The 18,114-nt window shown below is 73.3% G+C and carries 5 protein-coding genes; 4 read left to right on the forward strand and 1 reads right to left on the reverse strand.

The genetic code is table 11. The features are described 5' to 3' along the window. Window position 1: 1 nt before the first annotated feature. The gene (locus tag KAK03_RS00480; RefSeq protein ID WP_210851054.1) at window positions 2-2,974 is read right to left on the reverse strand and encodes a chemotaxis protein CheB; all 2,973 of its coding nucleotides are present in this window, start codon (window positions 2,972-2,974) and stop codon (window positions 2-4) included. A gap of 415 nt (window positions 2,975-3,389) precedes the next feature. Here KAK03_RS00480 and KAK03_RS00485 point away from each other — a divergent pair, with 415 nt between their 5' ends. The 4 genes from KAK03_RS00485 (at window position 3,390) to KAK03_RS00500 (ending at window position 18,099) form a co-directional block, all read left to right on the forward strand. Next, window positions 3,390-4,214, forward strand: a complete 825-nt coding sequence (locus KAK03_RS00485; protein ID WP_210851055.1) for a LuxR C-terminal-related transcriptional regulator — start codon at window positions 3,390-3,392, stop codon at window positions 4,212-4,214. Window positions 4,215-4,404: 190 nt separating this feature from the next. After that, window positions 4,405-5,883, forward strand: coding sequence for a hypothetical protein (locus KAK03_RS00490; RefSeq protein WP_210851056.1), 1,479 nt, complete (start codon window positions 4,405-4,407; stop codon window positions 5,881-5,883). A 192-nt stretch (window positions 5,884-6,075) separates the two neighbouring features. Further along, on the forward strand, window positions 6,076-7,647 hold the full coding sequence (locus KAK03_RS00495; protein ID WP_210851057.1) for a ShlB/FhaC/HecB family hemolysin secretion/activation protein: 1,572 nt from the start codon (window positions 6,076-6,078) through the stop codon (window positions 7,645-7,647). Between the two features lie 9 nt (window positions 7,648-7,656). Continuing rightward, entirely contained in the window at window positions 7,657-18,099 is a 10,443-nt protein-coding gene (locus KAK03_RS00500) for a filamentous hemagglutinin family protein (RefSeq protein ID WP_210851058.1), read from the forward strand. Window positions 18,100-18,114: the final 15 nt, after the last annotated feature.

Below are 18,114 nucleotides of genomic sequence, written 5' to 3' on the forward strand. Positions count from 1 at the left end.
ATCAGGTGGGCGCGGCGGGGCGGATCCGCTCGGTCGTGGCCGTGGCGTAGACCCGGCCGTCGTCGCCCTGCAGCGCCGTAGCCTTGACCAGCACCTCCAGCGTGCGGCCGTCCTTGGTCAGGCGCTGCGTGGGCCGGGCCAGCGTGAGGTCGGATTCGGCGGCGCGGCGCAGTTCCTCCAGCGCCTCGGCACGGCGCTCGGGCGGGATGCGGTCGCGCACGTTCAGCGCCAGGGCCTCGGCCTCGCTCCAGCCATACAGGGTCGCGGCCGCCGGGTTCCAGGCCAGCGTGCGACCGTCCAGGTCGTGCACGGTGACGGCATCGAAGGCGTCGCGCACGACGACCGCCAGGCGCAGCACCTCGTTGACCTTGCGCAGGGCCTGGCGGGTCCGCACCGACTCCGAGATGTCGACGAAGGTGATGACCGCCCCCTCGATCACGTTGGCGATCGTGCGGTAGGGCTGGATGCGCATCGCGTACCAGCGGCCATCGCGCGTGCGCACCTCCAGCGTCTTGGGAATCAGGCTGTCCAGCACCGATTGCGTGTCCGCCACCAGTTGGTCGTAGCCGTCGAGGTTGGAGGCCAGGTGGCCCACCGGGCGCCCGATGTCGCCGGCGATCAGGTTGATGATCTCGCTGGCACCGGGCGTGAAGCGCAGGATGCGCAGGCCGTGGTCGACGAACACCGTGGCGATGCCGGTGCCGGCCAGCAGGTTGTTCATGTCGTCGTTGGCGCGCGAGAGGTCGGCCACCTTGTTCTCGAGCTCGGCGTTGACCGTGCTCAGCTCCTCGTTGACCGACTGGAGTTCCTCCTTCGAGGTCTCCAGTTCCTCGTTGGTGGACTGCAGTTCCTCGTTGACCGACTGCATCTCCTCGTTCGAGCTCTTGAGCTCCTCGATCGACGACTCGAGCTCCTCGTGCAGCGCCTGCACCTTCTCCTCGCTGATGCGCAGCGACTCGGCCAGCGCGGCCAGGCGGGTGTCGATGCCGGCCTCGGCATCGGGGGCGGTGCCGGCCGCGGCCGGGGTCTCGGCGTCCTGCGGTTGCGCCGCCTCCAGCAGCACCAGGTAGAGCTGGGGGCCGGCGGGATCGGTGTCGGCGTCCAGGGCGCTGACGGCCAGGTTCACGCTGGTGTGGTGGCCGTTGGTCTTGACCCGCACGCCACGCACCACGGCCGTCCTGTGGACGGCAGCGGCCTGCGTCAGGGCCAGCGACAGATCGCGCCGCAGGCCGTCGCGCGCCATCGCGAGGATGTTGCTGATGCCGGCCTCGCCGGGTGCGGGCTCCAGGTACTGCCCGGTGCGTCCGTGCAGGTAGAAGATGTCGCCCTGGACGTTGACCAGGGCGGCGGCGATCGGCAGTTCGCGAAGAATCGCGCGCTCGGCCCGTTCACGCAGCGTTGTCTTGGGCAGGGGCATGGGCGGATGCTCGGGGGTCTCGGTGGGGGCGGCAGGCAGGAGCATCTGGCTCAGGGCCGCACGCGGTTTGTCCAGGTAGTCCTCCAGGCGCCGGTACACCTTGGCGCGCCGGTCCACCGCCTCGAAGAGGTGGTTGAACTCGCCGATCGATTCCGAGGTGCCCAGCAGCAGGATGCCGCCGGGCCGCAGCGCGTAGTGGAACAGCGGGATGAGGCGCTTCTGCAGCGTGCCGTCGAGGTAGATCAGCAGGTTGCGGCAGCTGATCAGGTCCAGCTTCGAGAAGGGCGGGTCGCGCGTCAGGTCATGCTCGGAGAAGACCAGCAAGTCGCGCAGCTGCTTGCGCACGCGCCAGCCGCCGTCGCCGGCCTCGGCCGTGAAATGGCGGGCCAGCCGCTCAGGCGTGATGTCGGCACTGATGCTGGCCGGGTAGGTGCCGGCGCGGGCCAGCGCGATGGCGCGGCTGTCGATGTCGGTGGCGAACACCTGCAGCACCTGCGGCGTGGCGGGCTCGTCCAGCCGCTCGAGCATCAGCATCGCGATCGAGTAGGCCTCCTCGCCACTGGAGCATCCGGCCACCCAGGCGCGCAGCGGGCGGTGCGGCAGGCGCCGCGCCAGCAGCATCGGCACGACCGTGTCCTCCAGCACCCGGAAGGCCTCGGGGTCGCGGAAGAACTGGGTCACGCCGATCAGCAGGTCGCGGAACAGGGCCTGGACCTCGTCGGCCGACTGCTGGAGGTAGGAGGCGTAGGCCTCGAGGGTCTCGATCTGGTGCACGGCCATGCGCCGCTGCACACGCCGCTGCACCGTGGTGGGCTTGTAGTGGCTGAAGTCATGGCCGGTCTTCAGCCGCAGCTGGGCGAAGACCCGGTGCATGGCGCCGCTGACGGCCTCCGGCGAGCGCTCACCCGTCGGTGGTGCGGGCCGGTAGGCCTTGGCGGCAAAGGCCTGCAGGAAGGCGGGCATCGCGCCCGGGGCCAGCGTCTGATCGACAGCGCCGGTGCCCAGGGCGGCACGCGGCATGCCGTCGAACTCGGTGGACTGCGGTGACTGCGCCAGCACCAGACCGCCCGCGCCCTTGATGGCCAGCACGCCCTGGGCCCCGTCACTGCCGGTGCCCGACAGCACGATGCCGACACTGGCGTCCTCGCGGTCCAGCGCCAGCGAGCGGAAGAAGCCATCGATCGACAGCCGATGGCCCCGCGCCGCGATGGGCTCCAGCAAGTGCAGCGTGCCATGGCGGATCTCCAGCCCCCGTCCCGGCGGGATCACATACACGGTGTTGACGGCCACCACCAGACCGTCGGTCGCCTCGGCCACCGGCAGGTGGGTGCAGCGGCGAAGAATGTCGGGCAGCACGCTCGGGTGGTCGGGCGACAGGTGCTGCACCAGCACGAAGGCCATGCCCGGCAGGCTGTCCGAGGGGATGGCCGCGAAGAAGGCCTCAAACGCGGCCAGCCCGCCCGCCGACGCGCCGATGCCGACGATGGGAAAGCCCGCCGCAGCGCCGGAGGGCTCCGGACCGGCGCGGGAACTGGCCGATGCCTTGGTGCGCTTCACCACTGGAATACTCCCGCTGCCGAAAGCCGAACCATACCCCAGGAGGGCTGCGGGCCTGCGCGCGGCCGGCGGCTGTCCCTGTCACGGCCCGGACCGGCCCCTGCCCGTCCCGCGCGGGACAGCCCCCCGCCGCGGTCGCCCAGACGGGGCGCAAGAGATCGTTGGACTGCTGTCGCGGGAGCCATGGCCCATGGTGTGCCTGTTCCCACCCCGATCATTGCGCTGGGTCAAGGCTGGCGACCCGGGCGGCTGGTGCCCGAGAGCGGCTGAGCGCGCCGAGGGCTGGTTCTACCCTTGAAGACCCTGCGGACGACCTCGCCCGGCTGATCGTGCGCGCCAGCGGCGTGAGGCACAGCCCAAGGGCGCCCCGCGCTGTCATCGGTCCGTCATCGGCGCTTCATCGCCGGTACCTAGCATGGGCCGTCCTGAACACCGCTCAGGGCGGGTGCCCTGCAGCCGCCCGGCCTTGGCGCCTGTGCTGCTGCAGCAACTGCCTTACGCCGCCTTTGAACGCGACGCGCTGATCCGCACGGCCGAGGTGGCCCTGGGCGTGGGCAACCGCGGCCATCTGTTCACCTGGCTGCAGCTGCACCTGCACCGATTCGTGCCGCACGAGCTGGTGATCTGCCACCTGCCACAGCTGCCCGCCAGCGAGGCGACCACGGTCTTCCACAGCGTGCCGCTGCCACCCCGGCTGCTGGCGCAGCTGGAGCAGTCCAGCCCCCGCTGGCTGGTGCCGCTGCGGCGCGCCTGGGTGGGCGGGCGGCGCCAACCCTGCCTGATCGACCTGGCGGCCCACGCCGAGCTGCGCGAGGCCCCGGCGCTGGCCCAGCTGCGTCAGCAGGGCATTGACCGGCTGCTGGTGCATGGCGTGGACGCCCAGGCCTGCCTGCGATCGGAAAGCCTGTTCGTGTTCTGCACGCGCTCGCGGCAGGACCCGGCCATGACGGCCGGCCTGGCGCTGTGGATGCCCTACCTGCATGCGGCCGCGATGCGGGCGCTGGCCGGCGGCGCGCGAGTGCCGGAGACCAGCACCACGCCGAGCTCGCCACTGACCGCCCGCGAGACCCAGATCCTGCAGGCTGTCCGCGAGGCCCGCCGCACCGACGAGATCGCCGCCCAGCTCGACATCAGCCCGCTGACGGTGAAGAACCACCTGCGCCGGATCATGGTCAAGCTGGGCGCGCGCAGCCGTCTGCACGCCGTGGCCGAGGCCTTGTCGCGCCAGCTCATTTCGTGACAGTTCGGTGGCGGGCCATGGTCCGCAAGGGTGCCCACCCGGGCCCGACGGCCACGCACCAGTGTCATCACTCCCCTCGATAGTCACGGCAGCGCTGCACCGCACCGCCGCAGCGGCGGCTGCTCGGCCCGGGCACCAGACCCGTGCAGTGCGCGACCCGTCCCTCTCGACACAACCCTGGAGTATGAGCATGAACATCCGTCTGATCGCCCTGGCCGCGCTGGCCGCTGTGGGCACTGCCCACGCCACCTCGCTGTCGCCGGCGCAGATCGATGCCGCCCGCGGCGTCGATCTGAAGGAAGTGCGCATCTACGGCGCCTCGGCCCAGACCCCGGCGCTGGCCGCCTACATGGCCGACATCTGCGGCGCCATGGACACCTACCGCATCGGCACCGACCACGTCGCCTATGCCTGCGTCACCACCAAGGATGCCAAGACCGGCTCGCAAGGGTATGCCGCCGGCACCAAGCTGCTGGTCGTCAAGCGCGACGCCGGCGGCTCCGCCTGGGGCGTGACGCCGGTGGCCGCCGAACTGCCGGAGAAGTCGCTGCTGGTCAACGTCGCCAACTGCGGCACCGGCTACGTGCCGGGCGGCAGCACCGCCTGCCTGAGCACCGCCACCCAGATGGCCGTGCCGCACGCCGGCATCTCCGACGTGGAGCCCGCGCTGCACGTCGCGCCCTTCACCGTCAACAAGGTCAAGGGCGTGTACCTGAACCTGCCCGCCGGTGTCGATGACGGTGGCCTGCCCTGGGCGCCGCCGGTCAAGGTGACGGCGATGGACACGGCCGCGCTGGGTCAGACCGCCTTCGGTGTGGCCGTCAGCCCGGCGCTGTATGCCAAGCTGCAGGCCGCCCAGGGCACGACCGGCGTGCCGACCGTGGGCCGCGCCCAGGTCGCCGCGGTGCTGGCCGGCTATGTGCGCGCTGCCGCGGGCTACGCCGGCTGGTCGGCGCTGACCGGTGATGTGGCCGACGACGCCAAGACCGTGGTGATCTGCCGCCGCACCGCCGGCTCGGGCACGCAAGCCGCGTCCAACGCCTTCTTCCTGGAAGTCGGCGCGCTGACCGACACCGCCACCGGCATGCTGGAGCCGCTGACCACCGCCACCGCGCCGGTCAACGCCTTCGACACCAGCATCCCCGGCGTCTCGGTCTACCACGGCTCGGGCACCGGCAACGTGCTGACCTGCCTGACCACCAACCCGGGCTCGGCCTATGCGCTGGGCGTGGTCACCGGCGAGCGTGACGACAGCGCCACCACCTGGAAGTTCGTCAAGATCGACAACGCCGAAATGACGAACGCCAACATGCGCAAGGGCCTGTACCCCTTCGTCTACACCTCGTCGATGCAGTGGAACAAGGCCGAGAACCTGACCATCGGCCGCGACAAGGCGATGATGGGCTTCCTGGGCCATGTGCGCGCCAACGCCGCCAACGTCAACTTCCTGGCCACCGCCCCGGTGCCGCGCGTGCTGGCCCTGCCCAGCCACTGGTCCAACACCACCGAGTCCTGCGCCAGCGCCACCGGCAACAACGCGCTCTACGGCTCCTGCGTCGAGCGTCTGGACTACGGCTCGGTCTACAACCCGGCCTCCTTCCTGTACGGCCTGGCCGCCAGCAAGAACTACAAGACCAACAGCGCCGCGCCGCTGCGTCAGGTCCGCTGAGGGCACGGGCGGTCGCCCGGCGACCGCCCGCCTGCCGATCGGGCGAGGCCTCGGCCTCGCCCCTTTTTTCGCCCCTGTGTGACGCCCGCATGTCAGCGCGCAGGCACCGGCGTGCCATTCGCGCCCGCGGCCTGTCAACGCACCCCGGCAGCATGCGCCGCCAGACACGCTTTCTCCCAGCCCTTCCCGTCCATGCGGCCTCTCGCCTTCCTCCTGCTGACCGCCCTGCTGCTCGGGCCCGCCGTGGCGGGTGCCGACGAGCCGGCCTTCGACCTCTGGGAGGTCGCGGTCGAGGGCAACACCGTGCTGAGCGTCGAGGCCATCGAGCGCGCGGTGCAGCCCCACCTGGGCCCCGGCCGCTCGATGAAGGACGTCGAGGCGGCCCGCGCGGCGCTGGAGGCGGCCTACCAGCAGGCGGGCTACCTCACGGTGCTGGTTGACATTCCCGAGCAGCGCGTGGACGAAGGCGTGGTGCGGCTGTCGGTGCTGCAGGGCCGGCTGGGCCAGGTCTGGGTGACCGGCTCGCGCTACCACGCGCAAGGCCACATCCGCGCCGCGCTGCCCTCGGCCACCCCGGGCGAGGTGCCCAACTTCACCACGCTGCAGCAGGAGCTGGCCGAGGTCAACCGCAGCGACGCGCGCCGCGTGCAGCCGGTGATCAAGCCCGGCCGCCTGCCCGGCACGGTGGACCTGGACCTGCAGGTCAGCGACCAGCTGCCGCTGTCGGGCTCGATCGAGGTCAACAACCAGCACGCGGCCGGTACCACGCCTTTGCGCCTGAGCGGCACGCTGCGCTACGACAACCTGCTGCAGCGCGACCACAGCCTGTCGCTGACGCTGCAAACCGCGCCCGAGAAGCCCGAGGAGTCGCGCGTCGCGGTCCTCAACTACAGCCTCCCCGGTGGCCAGGGCGACCTCTGGGCACTGTCCTTCACCGACTCGAACAGCAACGTCGAGACGCTCGGCGGCACCCAGGCCCTGGGCAAGGGCCGCACGCTGGGCCTGCGCTACCACCACCCGATCGGCCAGGGCGGCTGGAGCGGCACGCTCTCGGCTGGCGCCGACCTCAAGCACCTGCGCGACACCATCTCGGCCAGCAGCAGCGCACTCGAAACCCCGCTGCGCTACCTGCCCTTCCAGCTGGCCTACGCCGGACAGTGGAGCGAGGGCCGCCAGAGCCTGCAGCTGAGCACCCAGCTCACCGTGGCCTGGGGACGGCTGCTGCAGCGTCGGCTGCTGTGCGCCGGCATCGCCTGGCAGGACCAGTTCGACTGCAAGACCCAGGGCGCCAGCGGCAGCTTCGGCGTCTGGCGCATCGACGGCCGCTGGCTGCAGCCAGGCTGGTTCGATGGGCTGTGGTCAGCACGCCTGCTGGCCCAGGTGGCCTCGGGTCCGCTGGTCAGCGCCGAGCAGCTGACGCTGGGCGGCCAGGACAACCTGCGCGGCTACCCGGACAGCGAGGTCGCGGCCGACCATGCGCTGGCCGCCAGCCTGGAGTGGCGCAGCAGCAACCTGGCCGAGGCCATCGGCACCGGCTGGACCGAGGTGCGTCCGCTGGTCTTCGCCGACGCCGCCCGCGGCCTGCTGGCGCAGCCGGGCAGCGGCCAGGCGCCGCGCACCTCGCTGCTCTCGGTCGGACTGGGGTTGCGAATGGCCGGCGCCGGGCTGGAGGCGGCGCTGGACCTGGGCTGGCCGCTGCGCGCCAGCGCCCACGCCGAGCTGCACGACCCCCGTCTCCACCTGCGTGTGCTCACGCGCTACTGACCCGCCGCCATGCCGACGTCCCCCGCCCGTCCCCGCCTCGCGGCCCACCGCACGCTGCGCCTGACCCCGCTGGCCGCCGCGCTGGCCCTGGCCGGCCAGGCCGTGCATGCCGCGCCCGCCGCTGCCCAGGTGCCGGTCCCGGCGGCGACCTGGCGCGTCTCGGGCAGCGGTGCCAGCGCGCCGGTGAACCGACCCAACAGCCAGGGCGGCACCACCCAGACGATCCGCCAGGACAGCGCGCGCGCGATCTACCAGTGGGACAGCTTCGACATCGGCGCCACCAGCCAGGTCAGCTTCGACATGGCGGTGCGCGGCGGCAGTGCGCTGAACCGCGTCGTCGGCAGCGCCGCACCGTCGCAGATCTTCGGCCGCCTGAGCGCCACCAACAACGGCCAGATCTTCCTGATCAATCCCAATGGCATCCTCTTCGGCCGCGGTGCGCAGGTCAACACCGGCTCGCTGATCGCCTCGACGTTGAACCTCAGCGACGCCGAGTTCAACAGCGGCTTCGGTCAGAGCATTGCCAACCTGTCCAGCGCGCATTTCCGCTACGACGGGGACCCGGCGGCCTTTGTCGACAGCCGCAACTTCGTGCGCGTCGAGCCCGGCGCCAGCATCACCACCGCCAGCGGCGGTCAGGTCATGCTGTTCGCCAAGCGGGTCGAGAACGCTGGCAAGCTCAGCGCGCCGGACGGTCAGGTGATCCTGGGCGGCGGCGGCAGCGTCAAGCTCAAGCTGCCCAGCCAGGAGGCCGACCTCTACGCGGCCGAGGAGAACGCCAAGCTGCAGGTGCTGCGCGGCTTCCTGGTGGAGATGGGCCGTGGCCCGGGCGGCGAGCACGGCAGCGTGGCCAACCTGGCGGGCGGCCAGATCAGCACGCCGCGCGGCAACACCACGCTGGTCGGTCTGGCGGTCAACCAGTCTGGCCGCATCAGCGCCACCACCAGCGTCGACGCCAACGGCTCGATCATCCTCAAGGCCCAGAGCGGCGCCGACTACAACCCGGTCACGCCCGCCTACCGTGCCACCGAGTCCGGCGCGCTGACGCTGGGGGCCGGCAGCCTGCTGTCGATCACGCCGGATACCGACACCGCCAGCAAGACCGCCTCGGCCAACGCCACGGTGCTGGGCTCGTTTGTCGAACTGGCCGGCCGCTCGGTGGTCTTCGAGCCAGGCAGCCAGTTGATCGCCCCCGGTGCCCAGGTGGTGGCACGCGCCCAGGCCACGCCCACCTACACCCGGCTGGCCGACCGCGCCGACGTGGCCGGCGACCCCGATGCCCGCATCGTGCTGGGCGAGGGCGTGCTGATCGACCTCTCCGGCACCACCACGACCACGCGCAGCGTCGCCGACCTGTTCGTCACCACCGAGCTGCTGGGCAGCAACGACCTGAAGGACGCGCCGGTCCAGAAGGACGGCCTGCTCTACCGCGCCAAGGTGACCATCGACACCCGGCTGGACTCGCCCATCCTGGGCAGCCTGCAGGGCTACCGCGACGCGCTGGGCAAGACCGCCACCGAATGGCTCAGCCGCGGCGGCCACCTGGATCTGCGCGCCGAGGGGGCGGTCATCACCGCCGACAGCTCGCGCATCCGCCTCAGCGGCGGGCAGGTCACCTACACCGCCGCCGCCGTCGCCGCGACCCGGCTGGTGGCCGCCGACGGCCGCCTCTACGACCTGGCCACGGCCCCGAGCGACCTGGTCTACACCGACGCCTTCAACCTGCAGAAGAGCAGCGCGATCCAGTACGACCGCTGGGGCCAGCGCCTGCAGTTCGGCCGCCGCGTCACGGCCGTGGAGGCCGGCTACGTGGCCGGCGCCGATGCCGGCAGCCTCAGCGTCATCGCACCGATCGTGCAGCTGGGCGGCCACCTGGAGGCCCGGGCCAGCCAGGGCGAGCGCCAGCAGGCCGGTCTGGACGCGCTGGCGCAGGCCGGGCGCCTGAGCGTGGGCGCCGCCACCCAGAACGGCGACAGCGTGCTGGCCACGGCCACCGTCGATCAGCTGGCGCAGACCGCGGTGCTGAAGGACTTCCGCATCGGCCCACAGGCCCCGCAGCTGCCCGACGGCCTGGCCACCCAGCCATTGGAAGCGCCGCTGGCCGAGGGCTCGGGCATCAGCACCGAGCGTCTGCTCAACGCCGGCTTCGCGCAGATCGGGGTGCATGCCGATGGCGACGTGCTGCTGGCCCGCAGCAGCGACGAGGCGCTGCGCCTGGCCGACGGCGGCAGCCTGACGCTGGCCTCGATCACCGGCGACGTGCGCGTCGACCAGAGCCTGCGCGGCGCTGCGGCCAGCGTGACGCTGGTCAGCAAGTCGGCGTCCACCCTGGGCGGCCTGAAAACCCAGGGCGGTGTGCAGGTGGCCGACGGCGTGCAGATCGACCTCAGCGGCGCCTGGGTCAATGCCTGGCTGGGTGGCCAGGCGCGCCACACCGCCCACACCAGCGGCGGGCGCTTCAGCGCCAGCGGCATGGGGGTGCAGCTGGGGCAGGGCAGCGGGGTCGACGTGTCGGGCGGCGGTGCGGTATCGCTGGCCGGCGCCGTCACCGGCGCCGCGGCCGGCAGCATCAGCCTCAGCGATGTCACCCGGCCGGAACAGGCCCAGCAGGCCGATGCACCGGGGCTGCAGCTGCAGGGGCGTCTCAGCGGCTTCTCGGCCGCCAGCAGCCAGGGCGCCACCACCGGCGGCGGCCAGCTGACGCTGCGCACCAGCCATGTCCGCATCGGCGCCAGCAGCCTGCCCGCCAGTGCCGACACGCTGCTGCTGGGCACCGGCTTCTTCGACGAGGGCGGCTTCGGCAGCTTTAGCATCGACGGCCGGCTCGGCCTGACCCTCAGCGAGGGCAGCGTGCTCGCGCCGCAGCGCCGCACCTGGATGGCCACCACCGCGTCGCGCAACCTGCCCGATGGCGTGCCGGCCGCCCAGGCCTTCGTTGAAGGCCGCGCGCCGGGTCTGTGGCGTGGCGGAATGGCGGTGAGCCTGTCCTCGTCCGGCGATGCACAGGCCGAGGCCAGCCAGATCGACAACGGCCGCCTCAGCGTCGGCCAGGGCGCCCGCATCGATGCGGGCGACACCGGCAGCATCCGCCTCAGCGCCTCGCACCTGGTTGATCTGCAGGGCGAGTTGCGGGCCCATGGCGGCAGCGTGACGCTGGCCACCAGCGCCGGCGCCACGCCGGGCAGCACGCCGGGGGTGTGGGTGGGCTCGGACGCGGTGATCGATGTCTCTGGCCGTGCCCGGCTGACCCCGGACCGCAGCGACGGCCTGGTCACCGGCCAGGTCCTGGCCGGCGGCACGATCACCCTCAGCGCCGCCGACCCGGGCGCCTCGTCGGCCGCCGTGGTGGTGCAGCAGGGGGCCCGGCTGGACGCGCGCGGCAGCGCCGCGCCGCTGGACGTGACCGAGCGCAGCAGCGCCGGCACGCGCATCGAGCGGCGCCTGGTGGGCAGCGGCGGCGGCGCCCTCCAGATCATCAGCTCGGGCACCGCGGTGCTCGAAGGCACGGTCGCGCTGCAGGCCGGCGCCGACGGCCTGGCGGGCGGCAGCGTCAGCCTGACCCACGCCCCGGGCGCGGCGGTGGGCCTGAGCGATTCGGCGACGCCGCTGGACGACCGGCACCTGCGCATCGAAGCGGGCGGCACCACGCTGACCCCCGGGCTGGACGCCTCGCGCCTGGGCGAGCTGGCCGCCACGCTGGGCGCCGACACCCGGCTGTCCGCCGCGATGCTGCAGGCCAGTGGCGCGGCCGACATCAGCCTGCGCACGCCGGGCGACATCCACCTGGTGGGCGATGTGACGCTGCAGGCCCCGCGCCGGCTCAGCCTGAACAGCCAGGCGCTGGTGGTCGACGAAGGCGCGCAGGCGCGCCTGGCGGCGGCCCAGGTGGCCCTCAGCGGCCCCGAGACCCTGGGCCAGTACGACAGCGCCAACCCGGTGAGCCAGCGCGTGCCCATGAGCGGCGGCAGCGGCACGCTGGACGTTCAGGCCGGGGTCGGGCTGGTGATGTCGGGCCAACTCGTCACCGCGGGCGTGGGCACGCTGGGTCTGCAGGCCGGTGGTGCGATCCAGCTGCGCGACGGCCGGCTCGACACCCAGGCCGATGTCCGGCTGCAGGCCCCCGAAGTGGCCAGCGGCACGGGCACCGCGTTCACGCTGGAGGCCAGTGGCCACCGCCTCGCGATCAGCGGTGGCGACGCACAGGCCCCGGCCACCCCGTCCGCCGGCGGCGCGATCACGCTGCGCGCCGCGCAGATCGAGCAGGCCGGCGTGCTGCGCGCCCCGAACGGCCGCCTCACGCTGGAGGCCAGCGAGTCGCTGCACCTGGCCGAAGGCAGCCTGACCTCGGTCTCGTCCACGCCCGGCCAGGTGCTTTACGGCAGCTACACCGGCGGCCGCGACCAGTGGCTGGGCCTGGACGGCAGCAGCACCCGGCCCACCGGCAGCACGGTGACCGCCGCGCCCGACAAGCAGATCACGCTGTCGGCCCCGGTGCTGCAGACCGCGGCAGGCTCCCGCATCGAGGCCGAGGGCGCCGGCACGCTGGTGGCGTCGGAGTTCGTGGCCGGCCGCGGCGGCAGCAGCAACATTCTGGCCGGCGGTGACGGCGCGTTCGCGCTGCTGCCCTCGCTCGGTGCCGGTCAGGCGCCCTATGCCTGGCGCCTGAAGGACAGCGCGGCGGCCAGCGGCCGCCAGATCGTCATCCGCCACAGCGTCACGCTGGGCGACGGCACGGTGCTGCAGGCCGGCACCTACACGCTGCTGCCCGCGGCCTATGCGGTGCTGGACGGCGCCTTCCTGCTGCGACCGGCGAGCGGCACCACCACCCTGGCCGAAGGCAGCACGCTGGCCCGCACCGACGGCTCGGTCACCGTGGCCGCCCGCCTGGTCGACGCCGGCACCGGCTTCGGCGACGCCCAGCCCAGTGCCTGGCAGTTGATGAGCCGCGACACCGCGCTGCGCTACAGCGAACTGCGCCGCACCGACCTGAGCGAGGTGCTGCGCAGCCGCGCCAGCCAGCAGCAGCAGGGGGTGGGCCTGCTCGCCCACGACGGCGGCGCGGTGAGCCTGGAGGCTCGCCAGCTGAGCCTGCAGGGCCGCATGGCGCTGGGGGGCAGCGAGGCGCTGAAGGGGCGTGACGGCACACTGGGCATCGCCGGCCGATCGATCCAGATCGACGCCCAGGCGCCGGCCGGGGACACGGACGACGGCGTGCTGCACATCGCTGCCGCGTCGCTGAACCAGGTCGACGGCGGTGCCGTCGTGCTGGGCGGCGTGCGGGTGACCGCGGCGGATGGCACAGCGCAAATCCGCACCGTGGCCGACCAGGTGGTGTTCGCCCAGGGCGCGTCGGCGCCGATCACCGCGGCCGACGTGCTGGCCACGGCCCGCCGGGAACTCCGCGTCGCCGCGGACGCCCGCTTCACGCCGCAGGCCGCCGAGGGCACCCCCGGTCAGCCGCTGACACTGGAGGGCAGCGGCGCGGCGATGCGCGTGGCGGCATCGAGCGGCGCGACGCTCAACCGCAGCGACGCCGCGCCGGATGACGCGGCGCTGCGCATCGGCGCCGGCGTGTCGCTGGGCCGCAGCGGCGGCAGCGTCGCGCTGGACAGCACCGGGGTGGCGCAGGTCGATCCCACGGCTGTGTTGCGCGCCGGCGATCTGCTGCTGGCGGCGCGCGAGGTGGAGCTGGCCAGCCCGACCGGCAACCGCTCGCGCCTGGCCCTGACCGAGGCCCAGACCCAGGCGCTGACGGCCGCCGAGCACCTCACGCTGCGCGCCTACGAACGCCTGTACCTGCACACCGGCAGCACGCTGGGCGGCGAGGACGCCGGCACGATCGCGATCGACACCCCCAGCCTGCGCGTGCTGGGCACCGATGGCACCGCCACGGTCCAGGCGCGCGCGCTGCAACTGAGCAACCACAGCGGGCCGCGCAGCGCCGCCTTCGGCCTGCAGGACACGGCCCTGCAGCTGCAGGCGCGCGAGACGATCTCGCTGGGCGAGGGCAGCCTCAGCATCGCCGGCGCCACCCAGGTGGGGTTGCAGGCCGGCCAGGCCATCAGCCTGGATGGCACCGGCCGCCTGCAGGTGGCCGACGCGCTGCAGCTGAGCGCCCCGGTGATCACCAGCCACGCGGCCGGCTCGCAGTACGCGATCGTGGCCGGCGGCGCGCTGCAGGTGGACGCTGCACCGCCGGCGGCAGGCACCGACGCCGCTGCGCTGGGCAGCGCGCTCAGCCTGCAGGCCGCGAGCGCGCTGATCGACGGCGTGATCCGCCTGCCCTCGGGACGCATCGAGGTGCAGTCCGAGCGGCCGCTGGTGGTGGGCGCACAGGCCCGGCTGGACGCTGCCGGGCGCCTGGTCGAGCTGGGCACGCAGCCGGTCAGCACCGCTGGCGGCCAGATCGCGCTGTCCAGTGGCAATGGCAACCTGCGGCTGCTGGCGGGTTCGGTGCTGGACGTCTCGGCCGGCGGCGGCCAGGGGGCCGGGGGCCAGATCAGCCTGCAGGCGGTGAAGGGGCGCATCACCACCGCGGGACAGCTGCGCGGCCAGGCCGGCTCGGCCGAGACCGGTGCCGCACTGACCCTGGACGCCGCCAGCCTGGACACCGCGGGCCTGGACGCCGCAGTCGCTGCGGGGCACTTCACGGCCGAGATGGACCTGCGCCAGCGCGAGGGCGACCTGACGCTGGCCGCCGGCACCACGCTGAGCGCCCGCGCGATCACCCTCAGTGCCGATCAGGGCGCGCTGCAAGTGGCCGGTACGCTGGACGCGCGCGGCGCCGACGGCGGCCGCATCCGGCTGTCGGCCGCGCAGGATGTGAACGTGGCCGACGGCGGCCGCCTGCTGGCCCAGGCCACGGCCAGCGACGGCCAGGGCGGCCGCGTGGCGCTGTCGACACTGGACGGCCGCATCGGCCTGGACGCCGGCAGCCTGGTGGCCGTGGCCGCTGGCAGCGCCGGCCAGCCGGGCCAGTCCGGCGGCCGGCTGGAGCTGCGCGCGCGCCAGCAGGGCCATGACCTGGCGATCGATCCGCTGCTCGGCCAGATCGACGGCGCCTCACGCATCGACGTGCAGGCGGTGAAGGTCTATGACGCGGTGGACCGCATCGTCGCCGGCGCGATCCAGAGCGGCGGCGCGCTGGGCACCGCGACCATCGCGGCCGACGCGGCCGGGTTCCTGGGCAGCCAGGGCGAACATGCGCAGGCCATCGCCCAGCGCCTGGCCGGCGCCCGCCCGGCCGCGGACCTGGCGGCGCTGCGTGTGCATGCCGAGGCCGAGGTCCGCGCGCCGGGCCGCCTGGAGGTGGACCCCGGCGCCGACTGGGTGCTGCCGGCTGACGCCGCGCGCATCGCCGCGGGCGGCGGCGACGCCCGCCATGTCGGCGACACCTCGCTGACGCTGCGCGCCACCGGCAGCATCAACCTGCGCTGGGGCATCACCAGCGGGCTGGACCCGACCAGCGGCGCCGCCACCAGCGACCGCGCCGGCAACCTGACCCTGACCGCCGGCGCCGACCTGCAGGCCGCGTCGGCGCGGCAGCTGCGCCGCACCGCCAGCCCGGACGCCGCCAACCTGAACTTCAAGAGCCAGCAGGCCGGCCGGTTGAACTACACCGGCAGCAGCACCGGCGATGTCACGCTGTCGGCCGCCGGCAACCTGGCGATGGATGTGAAGAACACCGTCGTGCTCAGCACCGGGGCGCCGCGCAGTGAGGCGGCGCAGGCGGTGAAGAACCAGGCGCAGCGCTTCTTCGGCGACCAGGCACTGCAGACCGATGGCGGCGATGTGCGCCTGCAGGCGGGCAGCTCGATCCAGGGCGATGACACCGACAACGAGCGCGGTGGTGATGACGCCGGCGTGGTCGACCTGCTGTTCGGTGGCCAGCTCCTGGGCGGTGGCAACGGCAGCTTGGTCTGGGGCGGCTCGGCGGCTCAGTCGCTGGGCTTTTCCTACGTGGGCAGCTTCGGCGGCGGTCAGGTGGACCTGCGCGCTGGCCGCCACATCATCGACATGGTGGCGGTGGCACCGTCCAGCGGCTACCACCTGTCGGCGGCCGATGGCGGCAGCGGGCAGACGGTGCACTACGGCGGCGGTTCGCTGTCGGTGCGTGCCGGCGGCGACGTCGTCAGCGGTGCGTTCGAGGCCGGCGGGCGCCAGCTGCAGGTGGCAGCTGGCGGCAGCGTGATCGGCCAGCGCCGCGACCCCGGCGGCGTGGGCGCCACGCGGCTGTACTACGAGGACAACCGGGTGCAGGTGGATGCCCGCGGGCAGCTGGCGATCGGCGAGATCTCCGACGCCTACAGCGAGGCGTCCAACCCGATCCAGCTGCTCAACCGCCATGCCAGCGCGCGCCTGACGGCGACCGCCGGCGATGCGTCGCTGGGCGGCGGCATCGCCGCGGGCGACCCGTCCACCGGCTCGCTGCTGCCCGACGACACCCGCCTGGCCGCGGCCAGCGGCGACCTGCGCGTGGGCGACGCCGAGCAGCGCCCGATCGACGACGGCCGCCTGGCCCTGCTGGCCGCAGGTGACCTCCAGCTCAGCTCGCGCCTGGATGTCTACGCCACGCGGCGCGGCCAGGACGCGCCGCTGTGGTTGGACTCGCGCGAGGTCCTGGGCTTCAACCCCAAGAACGATGCCGGCCTGCGCCTGGACCAGAGCCAGCGCACGCCGGTGGAGCTGGTGGCGCGCGATGGCGATGTGCGCATCAGCGCCCCGATCGATTCGGCCCGCGCACTGCACATCGAGGCCGGCCGCGACATCCTCGTGCAGGAGGCCGTGCAGACGCAGTTGCAACCCGACGCCGCCAGCGGCGCGCAGAGCGATCTGGTGCTGCTGAAGGCCGGCCGCGACATCGTCTTCAGTGGCGGCTATGGCTGGATGCGCGTGGGCGGCAGCGGCCAGGTGCTGCTGCTGGCCGGCCGCGACATCGACCTGGGCAGCGCCAGTGCGCTCAACAGCTCGGGCCTGATGGCCATCGGCAACCAGGACAACCCGCTGCTGGCCAGCGGCTCGGCCCAGCTGACGCTGGTGGCCGGTCTGTCCTCGGATGGGCTGGACTACCGACAGGCGGTGCAGCAGGGCTTTGCCGCCGTGGGCAGCACGGCCCTGGCGGCGCGCGCCGGGGACCTCTACGCCTTCCTCAGCGACGCCACGGTCAGCGCCCTGGGCAGCGCCCGCGCCCGGACCTGGTCGCAGTCCAGCAGCGCGCAGCAGCTGGCGCTGGCCCGCGCGCTGCTGGGCGAGGCCAGCTACCAGCAGGCGCTGGCGCGCTATGTGCGCCACATCGGCGTGGACACCGCCACGCTCACCGACGCGCAAGCCCTGGCGGCCTTTGATCGCCTCACGCCAGCCCAGCGCGACGCCGCGCCGGCCCAGCTGCTGACCGCCCGCATGGCGCAGCTCGACACGCAGCGCCGCAGCCAGCTGATCACGCTGATCGCCGCCGCCGACACGCCGCGCTATGCCCAGGGCCTGCAGGCCTGGATGCAGCTGCGCACCGGCGCCACGCTGGACCTGGCGCAGGCGCTGACCGCCTTCGAGGCGCTGCCGCTGGCGCAGCAGGTCGGCTGGATCAACCAGGTGCTGGTCGAGGAGGTGCGCAGCGCCGGCCGCAGCGCCGCCCAGGCCAGCGGCTACGCCCAGCAGGCGGCCTACCTGCGCGGCAGCCTGGCGATCGATGCGGTCTTCGCCGGCGAGCATGTCGGTGGCGACCTGGCGCTGCCCGCCACGCAGATCAAGACCCTGCAGGACAGCGGCCAGCGGCTGGTGGCCGCCACTGGCCAGCGCGCCGCGATCGACCTGCCGGGCATCACCCTGATGACCCCGGCCGGCGGCGTCAACGCTGGCGAGACCGGCAGCGTCGCACAGTCGGCCAACAACCTGGGCGTGGTCACCGTGGCGGGCGGCGGCATCGCCGCGATCAGCCGCGACGACTTCCTGGTCAACCAGTCGCGCGTCTTCACGCTCGACTCCGGCGACCTGCTGATCTGGTCCACGCGCGGCGACATTGACGCCGGTCGGGGCGCCAAGACGGTGTCGGCGGTGCCGCCGCCGGTGGTGCGCCTGGACGCCGCCACCGGCCGGCTCTACCTGGACACCTCGGGCTCCTACGCCGGCAGCGGCATCGCCGTTGGTGGCACCGGCAGCACGCTGGACCTGTACGCGCCCAGCGGCGCCATCGATGCCGGCGAGGCCGGCATCAAGGCCAGCGGCAACGTTTTCCTGGGTGCCACCACGGTGCGCGGCGCCGACAACATCCAGGTCGGCGGCCAGGCCGCTGGCGTGTCGCTCTCGACGGCGCCGGTCAGCCTGCCGGCCAGCACCGCCGCCAACGCCACCGATGCCGCACGCGCCACCAGCGGCGAGGACGACGACGAGCGGCGCAAGCGCCGCGCGCGGCGTCGTCAGATGCTGCTCGACTTCCTCGGCTTCGGCCGCGGCTGAACCCCTTCACGAACC

This window comes from Ideonella alba (genome assembly GCF_018069845.1).
GTDB lineage: Bacteria > Pseudomonadota > Gammaproteobacteria > Burkholderiales > Burkholderiaceae_C > Ideonella > Ideonella alba.